17 protein-coding genes are annotated in these 16,962 nt (G+C 49.8%); 10 read left to right on the plus strand and 7 right to left on the minus strand.

The window, feature by feature from the left end; all coding sequences use genetic code 11:
* The first annotated feature begins 209 nt into the window (after positions 1-209).
* The 5 genes from ACFVVF_RS27410 to ACFVVF_RS27430 all read left to right on the plus strand — a co-directional run bounded on the left by ACFVVF_RS27410 (position 210) and on the right by ACFVVF_RS27430 (position 5,202).
* The gene (locus ACFVVF_RS27410) at positions 210-1,160 is read left to right on the plus strand and encodes a DMT family transporter (protein WP_387816216.1); all 951 of its coding nucleotides are present in this window, start codon (positions 210-212) and stop codon (positions 1,158-1,160) included.
* On the plus strand, positions 1,157-2,074 hold the full coding sequence (locus tag ACFVVF_RS27415) for a DMT family transporter (protein WP_387816218.1): 918 nt from the start codon (positions 1,157-1,159) through the stop codon (positions 2,072-2,074). The genes ACFVVF_RS27410 and ACFVVF_RS27415 overlap by 4 nt, the downstream gene beginning before the upstream one ends.
* A gap of 177 nt (positions 2,075-2,251) precedes the next feature.
* Entirely contained in the window at positions 2,252-2,581 is a 330-nt protein-coding gene (locus ACFVVF_RS27420) for a PadR family transcriptional regulator (RefSeq protein ID WP_387816220.1), read from the plus strand.
* Positions 2,574-3,116 carry a DUF2812 domain-containing protein gene (locus ACFVVF_RS27425; RefSeq protein WP_387816222.1) on the plus strand — a complete coding sequence of 181 codons (543 nt, stop codon included), beginning with the start codon at positions 2,574-2,576 and terminating at the stop codon, positions 3,114-3,116. The genes ACFVVF_RS27420 and ACFVVF_RS27425 overlap by 8 nt, the downstream gene beginning before the upstream one ends.
* A 157-nt stretch (positions 3,117-3,273) precedes the next feature.
* Positions 3,274-5,202, plus strand: a complete 1,929-nt coding sequence (locus ACFVVF_RS27430) for an LTA synthase family protein (protein WP_387816224.1) — start codon at positions 3,274-3,276, stop codon at positions 5,200-5,202.
* An 83-nt stretch (positions 5,203-5,285) separates the two neighbouring features.
* Here the strand turns inward: ACFVVF_RS27430 and ACFVVF_RS27435 are convergent, their stop codons facing one another.
* Together ACFVVF_RS27435 and ACFVVF_RS27440 are read right to left on the minus strand one after the other, a co-directional pair.
* A complete protein-coding gene (locus ACFVVF_RS27435) occupies positions 5,286-5,768 on the minus strand; it encodes a hypothetical protein (RefSeq protein WP_387816226.1) in 483 nt (160 codons plus the stop codon).
* Between the two features lie 17 nt (positions 5,769-5,785).
* The gene (locus ACFVVF_RS27440) at positions 5,786-5,947 is read right to left on the minus strand and encodes a hypothetical protein (protein WP_387816228.1); all 162 of its coding nucleotides are present in this window, start codon (positions 5,945-5,947) and stop codon (positions 5,786-5,788) included.
* Positions 5,948-6,133: 186 nt separating this feature from the next.
* Between ACFVVF_RS27440 and yunB the strand changes: the two genes are divergently transcribed.
* Positions 6,134-7,216, plus strand: a complete 1,083-nt coding sequence (gene yunB, locus ACFVVF_RS27445; protein WP_387816230.1) for a sporulation protein YunB — start codon at positions 6,134-6,136, stop codon at positions 7,214-7,216.
* A 56-nt stretch (positions 7,217-7,272) separates the two neighbouring features.
* On the opposite strand, the gene ACFVVF_RS27450 is transcribed toward yunB, so the two are convergent.
* Positions 7,273-8,337 carry a M23 family metallopeptidase gene (locus tag ACFVVF_RS27450; protein WP_387816232.1) on the minus strand — a complete coding sequence of 355 codons (1,065 nt, stop codon included), beginning with the start codon at positions 8,335-8,337 and terminating at the stop codon, positions 7,273-7,275.
* 208 nt (positions 8,338-8,545) lie between these two features.
* On the opposite strand from ACFVVF_RS27450, the gene lipA reads away from it, so the two are divergent.
* Complete coding sequence (gene lipA, locus ACFVVF_RS27455; protein WP_387816234.1) at positions 8,546-9,451, plus strand: lipoyl synthase; 906 nt, start codon at positions 8,546-8,548, stop codon at positions 9,449-9,451.
* A gap of 36 nt (positions 9,452-9,487) precedes the next feature.
* Entirely contained in the window at positions 9,488-10,183 is a 696-nt protein-coding gene (locus ACFVVF_RS27460) for a YutD-like domain-containing protein (RefSeq protein WP_387816236.1), read from the plus strand.
* A 50-nt stretch (positions 10,184-10,233) separates the two neighbouring features.
* On the opposite strand, the gene ACFVVF_RS27465 is transcribed toward ACFVVF_RS27460, so the two are convergent.
* Positions 10,234-11,022, minus strand: a complete 789-nt coding sequence (locus ACFVVF_RS27465) for an NAD kinase (RefSeq protein ID WP_387816238.1) — start codon at positions 11,020-11,022, stop codon at positions 10,234-10,236.
* Positions 11,023-11,108: 86 nt separating this feature from the next.
* Complete coding sequence (gene ylbJ / locus ACFVVF_RS27470) at positions 11,109-12,182, minus strand: sporulation integral membrane protein YlbJ (RefSeq protein ID WP_387816240.1); 1,074 nt, start codon at positions 12,180-12,182, stop codon at positions 11,109-11,111.
* A 1,620-nt stretch (positions 12,183-13,802) separates the two neighbouring features.
* On the opposite strand from ylbJ, the gene ACFVVF_RS27475 reads away from it, so the two are divergent.
* Positions 13,803-14,501: a DUF2225 domain-containing protein gene (locus tag ACFVVF_RS27475; protein WP_387816242.1), complete on the plus strand. Its 699-nt coding sequence runs from the start codon at positions 13,803-13,805 to the stop codon at positions 14,499-14,501.
* Between the two features lie 33 nt (positions 14,502-14,534).
* Here the strand turns inward: ACFVVF_RS27475 and ACFVVF_RS27480 are convergent, their stop codons facing one another.
* Positions 14,535-14,777: a hypothetical protein gene (locus ACFVVF_RS27480; RefSeq protein WP_387816244.1), complete on the minus strand. Its 243-nt coding sequence runs from the start codon at positions 14,775-14,777 to the stop codon at positions 14,535-14,537.
* The gene (locus tag ACFVVF_RS27485; RefSeq protein WP_387816246.1) at positions 14,774-14,959 is read right to left on the minus strand and encodes a YycC family protein; all 186 of its coding nucleotides are present in this window, start codon (positions 14,957-14,959) and stop codon (positions 14,774-14,776) included. The genes ACFVVF_RS27480 and ACFVVF_RS27485 overlap by 4 nt, the downstream gene beginning before the upstream one ends.
* A 180-nt stretch (positions 14,960-15,139) precedes the next feature.
* On the opposite strand from ACFVVF_RS27485, the gene ACFVVF_RS27490 reads away from it, so the two are divergent.
* Positions 15,140-16,927: a M3 family oligoendopeptidase gene (locus ACFVVF_RS27490; protein WP_387816247.1), complete on the plus strand. Its 1,788-nt coding sequence runs from the start codon at positions 15,140-15,142 to the stop codon at positions 16,925-16,927.
* The last annotated feature ends 35 nt before the right edge of the window (positions 16,928-16,962 follow it).

A 16,962-nucleotide genomic window follows, 5' to 3' on the forward strand; every position in this document is an offset into this window, starting at 1 on the left:
GGCTATCTTGAATGGTCAGGATTTTTTCTTAGGTTCATGCGACAGCCATTAAGATCATAGTCAATAATTTGGCTGTTCCCTCCGTACAGTTCTAAGCGCAAATCTGTACCGGTACAGATATCGTTTTTCACAATTGTGGCAAAGACTTCTCCCGTTTAGAATGATGACAGAGTTAAACACACACATGGTTCATACGAGGAGAATGAATAATGAATACATCACGAGTAAACGTTAGTGCTTATCTGGCTGCAATCGCCTATGCTGTTATTATTGGCTTTTCTTTTTTGTTTGTTAAAGTTACGGTTGCGACTGCTCATCCGCTGGATGTGCTGGCGCACCGATTTTCTATCGGCTTGATCGCAGTTGCCATCCCTTTTCTGCTCGGCTGGGTTCGTATCCGAATTAAGCTTCGGGATCTATGGAGAATAGCCCCGCTGGCCTTATTTTCACCAGTACTATTTTTTTTCTTCCAATCTTATGGAATGATTAATGCTTCTTCATCGGAGGGCGGAATTATTTTAGCAACGGTTCCTATATTCACTTTGCTTCTCGCTTCTATCTTCCTTAAAGAACGCACAAGCCTTATTCAGAAGCTGTCATTGTTTTTGTCCGTTGCCGGCGTGGTGTTCATATTCATGATGAAGGATGGAAGCGGGCTGGATGCGGCGAATTTAAAGGGACTCCTGCTACTGCTGCTGTCAGCCGTTTCATTTGCCGGATACAGTGTTTTGACACGTCCTCTGGCTCAGAAATATGCGCCGATGGAGATTACCCTTGTTACGACAGGGATCGGATTTATAGCGTTTTTGTCTGTATCTCTGATTCGGCATGCGGCTGAAGGCACGCTCCAACCTTTTTTTCAGCCATTTGCCCAGCCTTCCTATGTGCTAGCCTTGTTCTACCTGGGTGTAGTCTCATCAGTGGGAACGACACTGCTGTCCAGCTTTGCATTGTCCCGGCTTGAAGCTTCTAAGGTTAGCGTGTTCAGTAACTTGTCGACATTAATATCAATAATGGCCGGAGCGCTTATTTTAAATGAACGGATAACGATTTATCATGTAATAGGTGCGATTATGATCATAGCTGGGGTGCTGGGTACAAATAAAAAACAACAGCTGCGGCATCCGGCAAATCAGTCTGTTAAGGGGTTAGAGAGATGAGCGTAAAAAGTATTTTATTTTTACTGGGGATTAGTTTGATCTGGGGGTCACAGTTTTTCTTTGTAGACAAGGTGATCGCGAGCGTTCAGCCTGTATCGCTTGCAGCAATTAAGGCAATAGTGGGGGCTGTTACACTAGCCTTGATCTATGGCCTGATGAGCAAGAAATCGCAAGGGCAGCAGACCACCACGCCTCGTCCTAAAAAGAATCTGGGCATCCTATTTCTAACGATTGCTTTGTTCGAAGCCGTTATCCCGTTTTTCTTAATCGGATGGGGGCAGCAGCGGGTATCGAGCAGTATAGCTTCCATTATTATGGGGACGATTCCGATTTTTACGCTGCTTATTTTATTTATCCTCAGAATTAGCCGATTGCGGATGCTGCATTTTTTAAGTATAGGGATAGGCTTTGCCGGTATTCTCATTATGATTCTGCCCACGCTAACGATCGACTTTGGAAACCAAAGCCTGTGGGGGATGGCGGCGCTTATAGGAGCTTCTTTAAGTTTCGCTTTATCCTTGGTACTCCTGGAAAAGCTTCCGCCGATGTCTTCCGTGCTGGCGATGAGAAATGTGCTGTTGATCGCATCCGTCATTCTGATTCCGCTTAGTTTTATAGCCGAGAATCCGTTAAGTATCAGACCCACCCTTGTTGAGCTGATTTCTCTCCTCATTCTAGGCGTGTTCCATGCGGGAATTGTATACATGATGTACAATACGCTCATTAGACAATCTGGGGCGGCTTTTGCAGCTCTAACCAATTACATCGTCCCCGTCATAGGCGTTATTCTGGGTACGTTATTGTTAGGAGATCAGATTAACTCGAATACATGGTTTGCATTAATCATTATCCTTGTATCTTTGCTTTTAGGAAGCATGGCCTCTAAAAATAAACCAAGTACAGAGCCTCAATAAACGGCTCTCATTATCCCAACTTCCAATGGAGCTTGTCCGGCAATTGCTGCGGGCAGGCTCCATTTTTTTTATGGGAAAAGCTATTGTCACTTATATCGCGACGTGATATACTCACCTCATGATATATCACGTCGCGATATAACGTGCGGTGATGTAAGTGTACGGGAGGTAAACTCATTGGTTGAAAAACTGTTGCGAAGCTATTTGCCGATGTCGGAGACGGCTTACTATATTTTGCTGTCCCTAACAGAAGTTCGTCATGGGTACGGCATTATGCAGGATGTTGGCGAGTTGACAAAGGGCCGGATACATCTGGGAGCAGGTACGCTCTACGGCAGCTTGTCTCGAATGGAGAAGGATGGACTCATTGCTGTTGTGCTCGAGGAAGAACGCAAGAAGTTCTATCAGATAACGGAAACGGGCAAGTTGATTCTGAGGGAAGAAATAGCGAGAATCGGCGAGCTGTACGATAACGCAAAGAAAATGGAGGGTAAGCTGTATGAGTGAGTTGAAGAGCCAGTTCAAGTGGTGGGGCGGCTGGGAGCCGGATAAGGTTGAAAGCTGGCTCGAACAGAGGGAAGCAGACGGCTGGCAGCTCGTGAAGGTGAAGGGAAATGGCGTACGGTTCCAGTTCCAGAAAGGCGAGCCCCGGAAGATGAGGTATTGCGTCGATTATCAGAATAAAATCGATAAAGCTTATATCAGTCTATTTGAAGAAGCAGGCTGGGAGTTGATGTATAAAGGCACGACTAACGGCTGGTTTATTTGGAGGATGGCTTACGAGGGCGATCAGCGGCCGGAAATTTATTCGGATATCGATTCGCTGATCGAGCGGAATAAAAGATTTTCGACCACGCTGGCCATATTAATTATCGTTCAATTCCCAATAATCATTGCGAATAATTCGGTAATAAGCAAGTTTCCATATCTGCTGATTGTTTATATTCCCCTTTTTTGTTTTTTGTTGTACGGTATCCTTAGGCTCAACGCTGCCAATCGCCGTTATAAGGAACAGGGCGGCAGATTTGACAACCGAACCTGACACAGCCTCCGCTTTTCCGGCGGAATCTATTAACATGGCAAATCCATGCAGCATGGCTTTATAAAAGCTTAACAATGCGTTAATATAATGAATAGAAAAGATAGAGAGGCCGTCGTCTTTGACGGCTTTTTTGCGTTCATAGATTGGAGTGATGGCTTTGCGTTTGCAATTTTTTGATGATGGCTACCGGCGTTCGCCTTTTGTAACGCTGTTGCTGCTGTTGTTTGCTAAATTCGTGCTGTTTCGCGTCTTTTTGTTCAAAGGCGTTACGTTTACAGGCATGCTTTCTGATTTGGCGGCAATTCTCGCTGTACTTCTCCTGTGCGAGCTTGCAATACCCGGCAGATGGAAAGGGCTCGGCTATTGGCTGGTCAACTTCGTTATTTCCCTGCTGTTGTTTGCATCAACCGTCTACTTTGCTTATTACGGCTCGATTCCAACATTTACGGCGTTAAAAGCGCTGAATCAAGTGGGGCAAATCGGGGACAGTATCAATGCGCTTATTAAAGGGGTTTATTTTGTCTATTTTATTGACCTTGCTATTATTTTCGTCATTTATCTTGTTAATAGATTCAGAGGCATACGGGTAAAAGGGCGCAAGCGCATCGGCCGGACGGCTATTCTGCTTGGCAGCGCCGTCTTCTGCCTTGCTTTGTCGGTTCGCTCCGTTTATGTAGCCAAGGCTATTCCGAATGAATTGGAGCAGGCTCAAAGCGTCGGCTTCATTAATTATCAAGCTGCGGCGGCATGGCAGGCAGGCAGTGAATCGTTAGCCGCTAAAAACGGGAGCCTGGAAGAGGTCACGGCACAGATCAAGGAACTGCAGTCCTCTTATCCTTATCAATCCGGATCCCAGTCCCAATCTCAGTCTCAATCGGCGCACGCCGGGCAATCGCCGGTTGCCTTCGGACAAGCGAAAGGGAAGAACGTCATCGTTGTCCAGCTCGAAGCGTTTCAGAACTTCCCGATTCATCTGAGCGTTGGCGGGGAAGAACTGACGCCGGTTCTGAACAAGCTGGTCTCAGGAAGCTATTACTTCCCGCATGTGTTTCAGCAAATCGGGCAGGGCAATACGTCGGATGCCGAGTTTATGTCGAACACGTCCATTTATCCGGTAGGAAATATGGCGATGTCTACGGGCTACGGGGACCGGCAGCTGCCAAGCATGCCGCGCATGCTGCAGACTGAAGGCTACGAGGCTTATACGTTCCATGTCAATGACGTAACCTTTTGGAATCGGGATAAGTTGTATCCTGCGCTGCATTTTAACGGCTATTATGATAAACCTTATTATGAGAATGACAATTTCAATGAATTTGGGCCTTCGGATGAGGAACTATACAAGACGGGCATTGCCAAGCTTAGCGAGCTTCATGCCAAGGGCCAGCCGTTCTATGCGCAGTTCGTTAGCGTCTCCAGCCATTTTCCGTTTAAAGTGCCGGAGGATCGCGGGCCACAGCTGAAATTGCCAGAGGAGATGGACGGTACCCACCTGGGCGATTACTTGCGTGCCGTACATTACACGGACTATGCGCTCGGCACATTTATCGAGCAGCTTAAAGCGAAGGGCATGTGGGATGATACCGTGCTTGTCATCTATGGCGACCACTTTGGTCTGCAGCCTGATAAGGCCGATGCCGCAACGATCAGCTCACAGCTGGGCATTCATTATGATTCACGTCTAAGCCGGTTTAATATTCCGTTTATTGTTCATGATCCGTCGCAAAGGGAAGGCCATGTCATCGAGCAGCCGGGCGGGCAGCTGGATATGATGCCGACGCTTGCCAATTTGCTTGGCCTGAAGCCAGCGGAGAAGGGCGTTGTTGCCTTTGGACGGGATTTACTGAACACGGACCACAATGTCTTCGGCATGCGTTATTATTTGCCGACTGGCTCGTTTTTCAACAATGAAGTGTTGTTCGTGCCGGGCAAAGGTTTTGAAGACGGAACGGCTGTATCGCTTAAGACGATGGAGCCCGTTGCCGATATCGAGCAATACCGCAGCGACTACGATTATATTATGCAGCTGATGAACCTCTCTGATCAGTATGTAAGGCTGCTGCCGAAGCGGGGGCCAAGCCAATAAGATAGCAAAAAGCTGGCGAAAATCTGCAGCTGCAATATGCAGCTCTGATTTCGCCAGCTTTTTAATGGAATCTCCGATTCTTCTTACGAACGAGCGAAGCCTTCTTCATCCATGTACTCGACAGCTTCCTCATACGTTTCAAACGCCATCTCCAGATTCAATCCGGAGTAGATATACCACATCTCATCCTCAAGCTTTAAGATGAGCTTCTGGTCGGAGAGGCCGTACCACTCCTCTTCCTTCACCTTTTTCCGTTTGCGCGAAGGCTTCGGCTCTGGAGCTTCCTCCCGGCGGGACAAAGAATCAATAGCGTCGCGGATCAGCAGGCGAAGCGAATCCTCGCTGAAATTCCTGATGTTCACAAGGCCTTTGTCATCTGTCGGATAACCTTTCAAAAGGCCTGCATACACATAGCCGTTGCCGTTAGGATGCAGATGATAAACGACATTTTTACGGTCGTACAGACTGTCTTCATACTGAAAGTTAACTCTTCCGAGCGATACGTCGTTTCGCTGCAGCTCTTCGAAAGAGGTGATAACAGCCAGTTTTTGATCAAAATTCAACATTAGAAAAATCCCCCAAGCTATAGATGCTCCCGATTTACCTGTTCATTACGAACCATTTGCTCTAACTTCTCCACCAGTCTATCATGCTCCGGATCGACCTTTTTCAAGCCAAACCAGGATTTGCGCTTTTGCTGCTTCAGCAGCTTCAGCAGGTAGAGCTTCTCTTTTAACGTCAGCACTTGCAATCAACTCCTCCGAGAACGACGGGATCAAGTTGCTTTTCATTAATAGTACCTGATTTTTGCTCAGGCGGCTACCTGAGGGCTTCCTTCTTTTTTGTCCCGCACATGCATAAGCTTGAACATATAGGAAGCGGGACAAACGGATCTTGGCGCTGAAATGGCAATGGCAAGGAGGGAACAAGTGTGGCGCGATGGGGGAGAAGAGGACTGCTGTCCCGGATGATGGACCGCTTGCCGGGCGGATCTATGAAACGGGTGAAGACGGTGAGCTGGGGAAATCGATTTTCGTCAAGCAATAGCGGCAAAGCATGGGGCGGCAAATGGCAGCCAAAGCCTAAAATGCGGACGAAGGCGATGACCGGAGGGCCGCGTCCGGCATGGGGCGGTCTTCGCAGTGCACCGCGGCTGCGGCCGCGCGCGTTCAAATCATCGGGCAGCGGGAGGACAGTTGCAATAAGCGGAGGCGATTCACCGCCAGTGTCTCCACGAAGGAAAAAACGTTACTGGGTGCTTTTCGCGCTCCTCGTACTGCTGCTGGGGACGATTCAATCCTTCGTCTACATCGAGAAGCATTTGCGGCCGCCTCTAATGAAGGTAGCAGAAATCCGGATCAAGCAGGTGGCAACACAGGCCATAAATAAAGCGACAACCGAGGAAGTGGTCTCTAATTCGGATTTCGAGAAGCTTATCGATTGGAAAATGAACAGTGCCGGCAAAGTGTCCGGCTTCATGCTGAACTATGCCGAGCATACGAAAATACGGGCGCAAACGATCGATACCGTACAGTCTACGTTGTCTGATCTGAAAGAAATACCGGAGCGTATTCCGATCGGCAACGCACTAGGAAGCGCGATTATTTCATCTTACGGCCCCAGAGTTCCGGTTAAATTCGAGCCGGTAGGCGCGGTAAAGGTCGATCTGAATACGAGGCAGAAAAATGCCGGTATCAACATGATCCTCATTGAAGTCTATATTCATATCGTGACGGAGGTTGCCATCATCGTTCCGTTTGAAACCGAGCCGCAGCTGGTCGAGACTGAAATTCCGATTTCTTACCTGCTCGTCGTCGGCGATGTGCCTATGTACTATTACGATAATAAAGGCAATCCGGTGGGCGACTCCGCAGCTCAAGCTCCTAACATATCGGTGCCGTTAACAAATGGCGAGGGCGTATCCAAACCTTCGGATGGCAGCATGATTGAGGAGCATCTGAACGCTCCATCGCTTCCTGCGCCAGGGGCAGCTGCAAATGGCAGCAGTGATTAATAGTCATGAACGCGAAAAAGCTGATCCCCTTTGTATATGACGGGGATCAGCTTTTTTTACCCATTGGATCGAAGCCGCTTGCGTTCGTCTGTCTCCCACTTCTTCAGGAGCGGATAGGGATCGAAGGACCACTCGATCAGGCCGCGATCGCGGTAGACGCCGTAATGCAGATGAGGCGGAAATTTGCCTTGTGTACCTGGCTTGCCGTAGCCAGAGCTTCCGACCCAGCCGATGACCTGCCCGGGATTGACGAGCGAGCCGACGCCAATGGACTTATCGAAGCCCTGCAGATGGGCGTAATAATGATAGTAGTTGTTGAGATCACGTATGCCGATTCTCCATCCGCCGTAGGGGTTCCATCCCTTTACTTCAATAATGCCGTAGCAGGTGCTGCGGACAGGAATGCCGTAAGGCGCGAAAATATCAGTGCCCTCATGGCTTCGTCTGCCGCCCCAGCTGCGGGCATTGCCCCATGTGCTGCGGTAAGAGTAGTTATTGGTTCCTACCGGAATTGGAAAAGCATGCTCAAACAAATCCAGACGCTCATGAGCAGCGTAAATTTGCGCAAATTGCTGGATTCGCTGAACCGCTCTGCTATTGCGGTAATAATCCCACAGGCCAATTGCAAAATCATCCTCTGTGGAGCCGCCATGCTGCAGCAGCCGGCTTGTAACGGAATAGAGCAGATCAAGGTCATTGTACCGATCTGCGATGCCATCGCCGTCACCGTCCCGGCCTACCCCATTAAACCATTGAATGGAAGCTGGCGACATGTCGCTAATATCGGGATTGAGCGGGCCGGCCCATTGCTCCTCCTCGATAAATACGCCGCTGACATCGCCAAGCTGGGGCCGTAATTTCGGCTTTGCTTTGCTAAGTGTCCGCTCATATTGATCGATTGCGGCAATGCGGTACCATGGAATTTCCGTTACGATACTTAATCGTTCATACAACTGCTGCCTCAGCTTGAGGATGTCCGCGTCGCTTCGCGTATCCGCCGTCCCCGCTTGCGCTGCGGCAGGCTTGTCAGCTTTCTGCGCGGCACAGGGCTGGCCTGCCAAGGCAATGGAAACGGCTAGTATGGCTGCGGCAATTGAAATGGTCTGTTTCAAACGTTCCACCCTTTCGCTGGCTCTTTCGCATAATCGTTATGTTTTGCAAATCATTGGCTTTTATGCGAAACATGTTATAATAAACGGAGAACTCCGCACCAGCTCACAGTGTTTTAAGAGCTGCGCGTAATGAGGGGTTAGTTGTTTTTATACGCACAGTAACGTTGACAATCGTTTCTATATCAGTTGAAATCGATATTGAAAGCAGGGAAAGCTAATGAAACAAAAACAGAAGGACAAACTGCCAAAGCCGGATTGGCTTCGCATAAAACTTTCGACGGATGGCAACTATTCCGAAATTAAGGACATGATGCGTTCTAAGACGCTGCATAGCGTTTGTGAAGAAGCTCGTTGCCCGAATATATATGAATGCTGGTCCAATCGTACCGCTACGTTTATGATCCTGGGCGATATTTGTACGCGTGCTTGCCGGTTCTGCGCCGTTAAGACGGGATTGCCTACAGAGCTTGATCTGCAGGAGCCGGAACGCGTAGCAGAAGCAGCTGAGCAAATGGGGCTGCGCCACTGCGTTATTACATCGGTTGCCCGTGATGATCTCGCGGACGGCGGCGCTCAAATTTTTGCCGGTTCAATTAAGGCCATTCGCGAACGGATGCCATTTTGCCGGGTAGAAGTGCTTATTCCCGATTTCCTCGGCAACGCAGATGCGTTGAAAATCGTTATGGATGCAAAACCGGATATTTTGAACCACAACATCGAGACGGTGGAACGGCTGTCCGATCGCGTTCGCGCGCGTGCGAAGTACTCGCGCTCGCTAGAGCTGCTGAAACGGGCGAAGGAAATGAATCCGAAGATTCCGACCAAGTCCAGCATCATGCTGGGCGTAGGCGAGACTTACGAGGAAGTATTGCAGGCAATGGACGACTTGCGTGCTGTGGATTGCAACATCCTCACTTTGGGACAATACTTGCAGCCGACGCCTAATCATTTGGCAATCGAGCGTTATGTACATCCCGATGAGTTCGCCAAGCTGAAAGAAGAAGGACTGAAACGGGGCTTCCGCCATGTTGAGTCCGGACCGCTTGTCCGCAGTTCCTATCATGCCCATGAGCAGACGGATTCCGCTGAACAGGCGCAATCACGCGAGCTTACAGGGGTATAAGTTATATTTTAAGCTCCGAGAGATGGGGGAGACGCGTTGATTCAGATCGGTGGGAAAATCTATGAGCTGCTGCATGAGAACCGCAATGGCTGGAATGCAGATGCTTTTAAGGACCGGTACAGCGAAGTGCTGGAGAGGTATGATTTTATAATTGGTGATTGGGGCTACAACCAGTTGCGGCTGAAAGGTTTTTTTCGCGATAACCATATGAAGGCAACGAAGGATAGCGCATTCTCCGGAATGACCGATTATATTAATGAATATTGCAATTTCGGCTGCGCTTTTTTCGTTTTGGAGAAGACAGGCAGCGTGAAGCGTTCACCTGAGGAAGAAGCGAATGAGGAAGAGGAAGCGCTGCTGAACACAGATGCAGACGGACTGTTGCCAGAAGGCGATGATTCGCTCATCTCGGCAATTGTTGCTGGCGTAGCTGCGGCTGCCGCTTCGTCAGCGGCTCCGATTGCTGCAGTTCCTCCTCAGGTGTCCAAGGGCACGCGAGAGCGGGAAGGACAAGGAGGCGCGCAGCCGCAGCAGCATGAGAAGCAGCAGTCGCAGCGCGGTCCCCGCAATGAGCACCGCCGCGGCTACCGTCCGAATGGCGGTGATCGGAATAAGAAGCCGATCAAGCCTCCGGCAGGCAAAGCGGTTGCTGTTGCTTCCGAGAAGCAGCAACAGCCGCAGCAGCAGGTTCAAGCTTCGCAGTCTAAAGAGAGCGAACGCTCAACAACATAAAAGCAAGATAGAAAACCTCCAGCCCATTGGGTTGGAGGTTTTGTTTTATTTTACATATCGATGAACGCATCACGCACGCGGTTCCAGAACGGGAGCGGACGATAACGGGCGAAGTTCACTTTATGGGAGCTGACCGTGCAGCGGATCGAGCGGATATCATTGCGCTGAATGCTGACGTGATCGATAACGAGCTGCAGCCTTTGTTCTTTTCTGGAGATGATATCGCAGTGATGATGCTTCGGCAGCAAAAAAGAAGAGCCAAGCGTCCGGTACACCCGGTTGTTAATGGAAGCAATCTCTGCAATTTGCAGCGATTCAATCGAAGGGTGAACGACGGCTCCGCCGACGCTTTTGTTATAGGCGGTGCTGCCAGAAGGCGTCGAGATGACGATGCCGTCGCCGCGGAACATTTCGAACGGCTCGTCATTAACATTCATCTGAACGACCAGCGTTGCGTCTACACCTTTGATTGTAAAATCATTTAGCGCAAAATAATGCGACTTCTCATTTGGCGTCTCCACTTCAATCTCGACAAGCGGATAATGAACCAGATGAGGCTCTTCTTTGGCCATTAATTGGACAAGCTTGCTCAGTTCATTGGCTTGCCAATCGGCATAAAACCCAAGGTGACCTGTATGGATACCAACAAAGGCGACCTCTTCTACCCGGTGTACATAATTATGGAAAGCTTGAAGCAATGTGCCGTCGCCGCCGATTGAGATGACGATTTCCGGTTTTTCATCTTCCCTCTGGAAGCCATGCTCTGCCGCAAGTTGATGAAATTGCTCTGCAAGTGATTTTGATAATGTATCTCCTCGGTCAATAACCGCGTATTTCAACTAAATTGAACCCCTTCCGAAAACTCTGTATACCATAGATGATATCGGAATCTGTCGGCAAATACAATGAGGAGCGCAATGTTGTTTTATGGGGCTAGCCAGCCCCACAGCAAGTAGACTAAGGCGATGGAAATGAAACCGTGAAGCATTCGGGAGACAAGAAGCGGCGCATACCGCATATCGGTACGGCTAAGCAAGCTGACAACCTGTGCATGAACGGATAAACCTCCCCAAGACAGCACCCACGCGGCAATAGCAACTTTGTGCATCAAAAAAGTGTCGGCGCTTCCCGCGGCTTTGGCTCCGAGCGTTACCTCGAACAGGCCGTATATAACGGCATCGGCTAGCTGCATCGGCAGGCCAAACCACTGGAACAAGATGCGGAGCAGCTCTGCCATCGCTTCGGCAACGCCGGTTTGGGTCAGCATCTCGATAACGACGGAAAAGAAAACGACAAGGCCGCCGATAACAATCATGAGGCGCAGCGCCGATTGGATGGAGTCCTGAAGCAGTTTGCCGAGGCTGCGTCCATCGAGCAGCCGGGCTTCATGCATTGCTTTTAAGGCGGATGTGATCCGCGGTTCTCTTCGTTTGTTGTGATTGTCGGACGGATGGCGCTGTGGCCCGCTGCTCATCGGCGCTTTGCGGTCGTGAAACCTCATGAGCAGCCCTATAATGAGTGCTCCGACATAGTGGGCGGCAGCAAGAATCGGAGCCAGAGCGGCATTGTGAAAAAAACCTACCGATACCGCACCGATCAGGAAGACGGGATCGGATGTTGTGGTGAATGCTACCAGCCGTTCGCCCTCCGCCCGGTTGACGAGCCGCTGCTCCCAAAGCTGGACCGTTAATTTGGCCCCAACAGGATAACCTGATACGTAGCCCATTGCGACAACAAAGCTGCCGATGCCGGGAAGCCGGAACAAGGGCCGCATGAGCGGATCAAGCAGCTTGCCGAAAAAGTGAACGATGCCGAAGCCTAACATCAGCTCGGAAATGACTAGAAACGGGAATAAAGCAGGGAACAGCACCTGCCACCATATCATGATGCCTCTTAGCGAGGATTCCAAGGTTTGAGACGGGAAGCAAGCCATGAGCAGAATGATCAATAAAGCTCCTAATCCGGCTAGTGAAGCGGGATGCGCGAGGGTGCGCAGCATAGACAATCCTCCTTGAAGCAGCGCTTCTGTTTTACACCTTTGGGATGTGAACTTTGTCTGGGCGCGCGTCGCTGTGCAGCGCTTAAATGCTTGTCTATTACATATATGTGGGAGGGTGGACATCCATCCCTAACCGAGGATTGGAAAGTTGAAAAATAATTCTCATTATTTTAAGAAAACGCTTGCAAGGACAGGGATCATCCATGCTACAATAGAAATATCCTAAGGGCATGGAGGGATCGGAATGTTCATGAGTGTAATTGCTGGCATCCTAGTCTGCGCGTTTGTCTATGTCATTCGAGAGTCTCTTACCGCACCTGGCGAAGAGGACTATGAGAGTTAAACAAGCAACTTCCACATATAGCGCCCCGCATCGACAGCGATGCGGGATTTTTTTAATTTGAGCAAGATCTTGCTAGCGAAGCAGGTTCGTACAATAGCGAAGCTAACTTCGCTGTAGCGAGGCCATGACGAATAGACAGATGATAGCGAAGCACGTTCGCAAAATAACGAAGCTAACTTCGCTGTAGGAGGGGGAAGAGGTAGCGTTGCTCGTTACAGCGAATTAATTTTCGCAATCCGCGAACCTAGGTTCACCAATAGCGAAATTAGCTTCGCTGTAGAAAGTCCATGTGATGGGGAATGCGTATATAACGAAGATAGCTTCGTTATATAACGAATCAGGTTCGCTACAGTGTGGAATGCAATCCGCAGATGTGGCAGAGCGAGGCAAGTTATGTTAAATAGCGAACAGCTTCGCTATAGTGTGACCATGCTGCTGGGCAGAGGTGACCGAGCGAAAGTAGTTTTGCTAATAACGAATTAGGTTTGTTGCAGCGAGGAAATGCCATGATAGCAGCAAGGATAGCGAAGCAGGTTCGCAAAATAGCGAAGCTAACTTCGCTGTAGGAGGAGTTTGAGGCTGGGTTGCTCTCTACAGCGAAGTAAATTTCTTAATCTGCGAACCTAGGTTCACCAATAGCGAAATTAGCTTCGCTGTAGAAGTCCGTGCAGCGGGGAAGGTGTATATAACGAAGATAGCTTCGTTAAATAACGAACCAGGTTCGTTGTAACGTGACCATGCTGTCTGGAGAGTTGACCGTGCGAAAGTAGATTCGCGAATAACGAATTAGGTTTGTTGCAGCGAGGAAATGCTACGATACAGCAAGGATAGCGAAGCACGTTCGCAAAATAACGAAGCTAATTTCGCTCTAGGAGGAGTCTAAGGCTGCGTTGCTGGCTACAGCGAAGTAAATTTCGCAATTCGCGAACCTAGGTTCACCAATAGCGAAATTAGCTTCGCTGTAGAAAGTCCGTGTAGCGGGGAAGGTGTATTTAACGAAGATAGCTTCGTTAAATAACGAACCTAGTTCGCTATAGCGACGCAATGCTATTGGGGGTGGAGGCCGAGAGAAATAAGTTGCATTAAATAACGAATCAGGTTCGCAATAGTGTGATCATATCGTCGGTAAGAGGCCGAGCAAAATGTAATCTTTGAATGCCAGATAGTCCATTCCTCTCAAATCATTTTCTTTTATCCTCCCAAATACCTACACAATCGCGCTAGTTTTGTCGATAGATAAGTATATATGCACATACAGAATAGGAGATGTGAACCATATGGATCCACTCTATCAGACAAACTTGCAATGCATTTGCTGCGAAAGCAGCTATCCAACTTCCAAGGTGAGGCCAAGCTTCAAGAAAGCGACCACAACGGACACCGATTTTTGCGGTTATTATAAAAATGGGATCAATCCCGACTTTTATGTCGTTCGCGTATGCCCAAGCTGCGGCTTTGCTTCGACGGAGAACGGGTTAAGCCAATTGAGCGACCGGCAAAAGAAGCAGTACTATGAACAGGTTGGCGTGCGCTGGTCGGTACGGGAATTTGGCGGGGAGCGGGATATGGAGCAAGCACTGTCATGCTATAAGCTCGCTTTGCTGTCCGGACAATCCGTCGGAGAAAAAGAGCGCGTGTTAGCGGGAATTCTTCATCATATTGCATGGCTGTACCGGTATCAGGGGAAGGTGCAGGAAGAGCAGCGTTTTCTGCGTTTTGCGCTGCAGTCCTATATCAAAGTATATGAAGAAGAGGGCGAGCAGTTAAACAACGCTAGGCTGATGTATATCATTGGGGAGCTTAACAAACGGATCGGGGAGTCAAGCGAGGCGGTGAGGTGGTTCTCGCGAATCATCAATGATAAGCGTATTATGGATGCGGCGATGATCCGGGCCAGCCGCGATCAATGGCAGCAGCTTCGTGAAGAAATGGCCGCCTCCGGTCAAGACAGCTTGTCCGCAGGCGGCCTGGGCTGATAACAAGGAGCTTCGTTCCAAGAGTCAGCCTGTTTAACCTCTTATAGTGCGCAAAGCCTGATCTGCCAGCATATAGTCGCTATCCATATCGACGATCGTTGCTTTATTGTGACAGCAGGGGAAGACGAGCAGCTTTTTCTTGCCATGCTGAATGTCGGCAATTTCCCTAACTCGAAGCGGGATGAGCACATTGTCTGTACCGCAAAACGGGCAACTAGGCACGTAAACATCGTTCATGAGGATATCATAGGGCCAGCTGCGTTCGAATGGAATCATAAGGACGAATCTTCCGTTTTATCGGATTGTCCGGCAGCGCTGCCGGCTTCTGCTTTTGCCAGCTCGGCCAGCTTTTGCAGTAAAATATGACGAGGCATATGCATCAAATGCTCAATCGGCACGCCAAGCTGCTTCGAAAGCTTGATTGCGGTGTCCGGTGAAATTTGCAACGGTTTAGACATGGTGGAATACCTCCATCAATCAGGATATAATTAAGTTATACACCGCTGATAGAGATTGCGCAAATAAAACGCAAATCGCTAAGGCGGTGTTTTTGCGCTTGGCATAGCGTATAATGAACAATTAATAGACAATAAGCACAGCTGCATATAGAATTCGAGCAATGAAAGGAGACGGTATAAATGGCTGAATATCCACTTACATGGGACCTGGACGTTTTTTATAAAGGAGGCTCTGGTTCTCCGGACTTTGCCGCTGAGCTGAAAGGAATTGAGGATGATATTGCTCAATTGGATCAGAGGCTGGAGGCCTGTTCCGCTCAGCCGCTGGAACAGCTTGCCGCCACGACGGAGCTGGTGCAATCGATCTTGCTGCGTCTTCGGCAGTCTGATTCTTTCGTTGCCTGCTTAATGGCGCAGGATATGAAGGACAAGGCGGCAAGCGGACTCAATGACCGTGTCAAAACGGCAATGGCTAAGTTTCTAGGCGCTTTGACCCGTTACGACAATGGGCTTCGGGAAATCGGTGACGCCGAGTGGACAAGCTGGCTGCATAGCGCTTCGAATGAAATCAAGCAGGTTGCCTTCAATTTGAATGAGCGGCGCGAGCAGGCGCGCGAGAAGCTGGCACCGGAACTCGAAGCGCTGGCTGGTGATTTGGCTGTGGACGGCTACCACGGCTGGGGCGATCTGTACAACTTGATCGTTTCTGGTGCAAAGTTCAATACGACGGGTGCGGACGGGGAGCAGAAGACGTTGTCGGCCGGTCAAATGTTCAACCGCCTCTCCGATGGCGACCGCAGTGTACGTCAGGCGGCTTTTGCTGAATGGGAGCGGGTATGGAGCGAGCTGGCTGAACTATGCGCGGACACGCTCAATCGCATTGCAGGTTTCCGTCTTAAGCTGTATGACAAGCGGGGCTGGCAGTCTGTGCTGAAGGAGCCGCTGCAGATCAACCGGATGAGCGAAGCGACGCTGGATGCGATGTGGTCTGCTATCGAAGCAGGCAAGCCTGAGCTTGTCCGCTATCTGGAGCGTAAAGCGAAGCTGCTCGGCGTGGAGAAGCTGGACTGGCATGACATTAGCGCACCGCTGGGCTCCTCGGCCAAAACGATCAGCTATGATGAGGGCGCGCAGTTCATTAAGGAGCAGTTTCATAAATTTAGCCCGGATCTGGCCGAATTTACAGAAATGGCCCTCAAGCAAGGCTGGGTAGAGGCAGAGGACCGGGCGGGCAAAAGACCCGGCGGCTTCTGTACGGCCTTTCCTAAGGATGGACAGACGCGTATTTTCATGACCTATGCCGGCACTCCGGACAATGTATCGACGCTGGCACATGAGCTTGGGCATGCTTACCATCAGCATGTAATGAATGATCTGCCGGCATTCTCGCAGGAATATGCGATGAACGTTGCAGAGACGGCTTCCACCTTTGCAGAGCTGATCGTATCCGATTCTGCGATGAAGGCCGCGACCGACAAGGAAGAGAAGATTGGCCTTTTGGAAAATAAAATTCAAAACTCCGTGGCGTTCTATATGAACATTCACGCCCGGTTCCTGTTCGAAACCCGGTTTTTCGAGAAGCGCAGACAAGGCATGGTGACGGCAGCGGAGCTGAGCGAGCTGATGGAGGCTGCGCAACGCGAAGCATTCAGCGGCACGCTGGGTGAAGTTCATCCGCATTTCTGGGCTTCAAAGCTTCACTTCTACTTAACCGACGTACCGTTCTACAACTTCCCTTATACATTCGGCTACCTGTTCAGCGCCGGTATCTATGCCCGTGCCCAACAGGAAGGGCCTGTGTTCGCTGAGCGCTATGTACAGCTGCTGCGCGATACAGGCTCCATGACGGTGGAGGAGCTGGCACAGAAGCATCTAGGCGTAAAGCTGGATGAAGAAGGCTTCTGGCGCGATGCTGTGGCTTTGACAAATGAGGATATCAAGCTGTTTCTGGAGCTGACGAACGAATAGGCTCTCCTGTATAAATAGCAGCCCCCGGCAAAGCG

Origin of the sequence: Paenibacillus sp. NPDC058174, from assembly GCF_042883865.1 — a bacterium.
In the GTDB taxonomy this organism is placed as follows: Bacteria; Bacillota; Bacilli; order Paenibacillales; family Paenibacillaceae; genus Pristimantibacillus.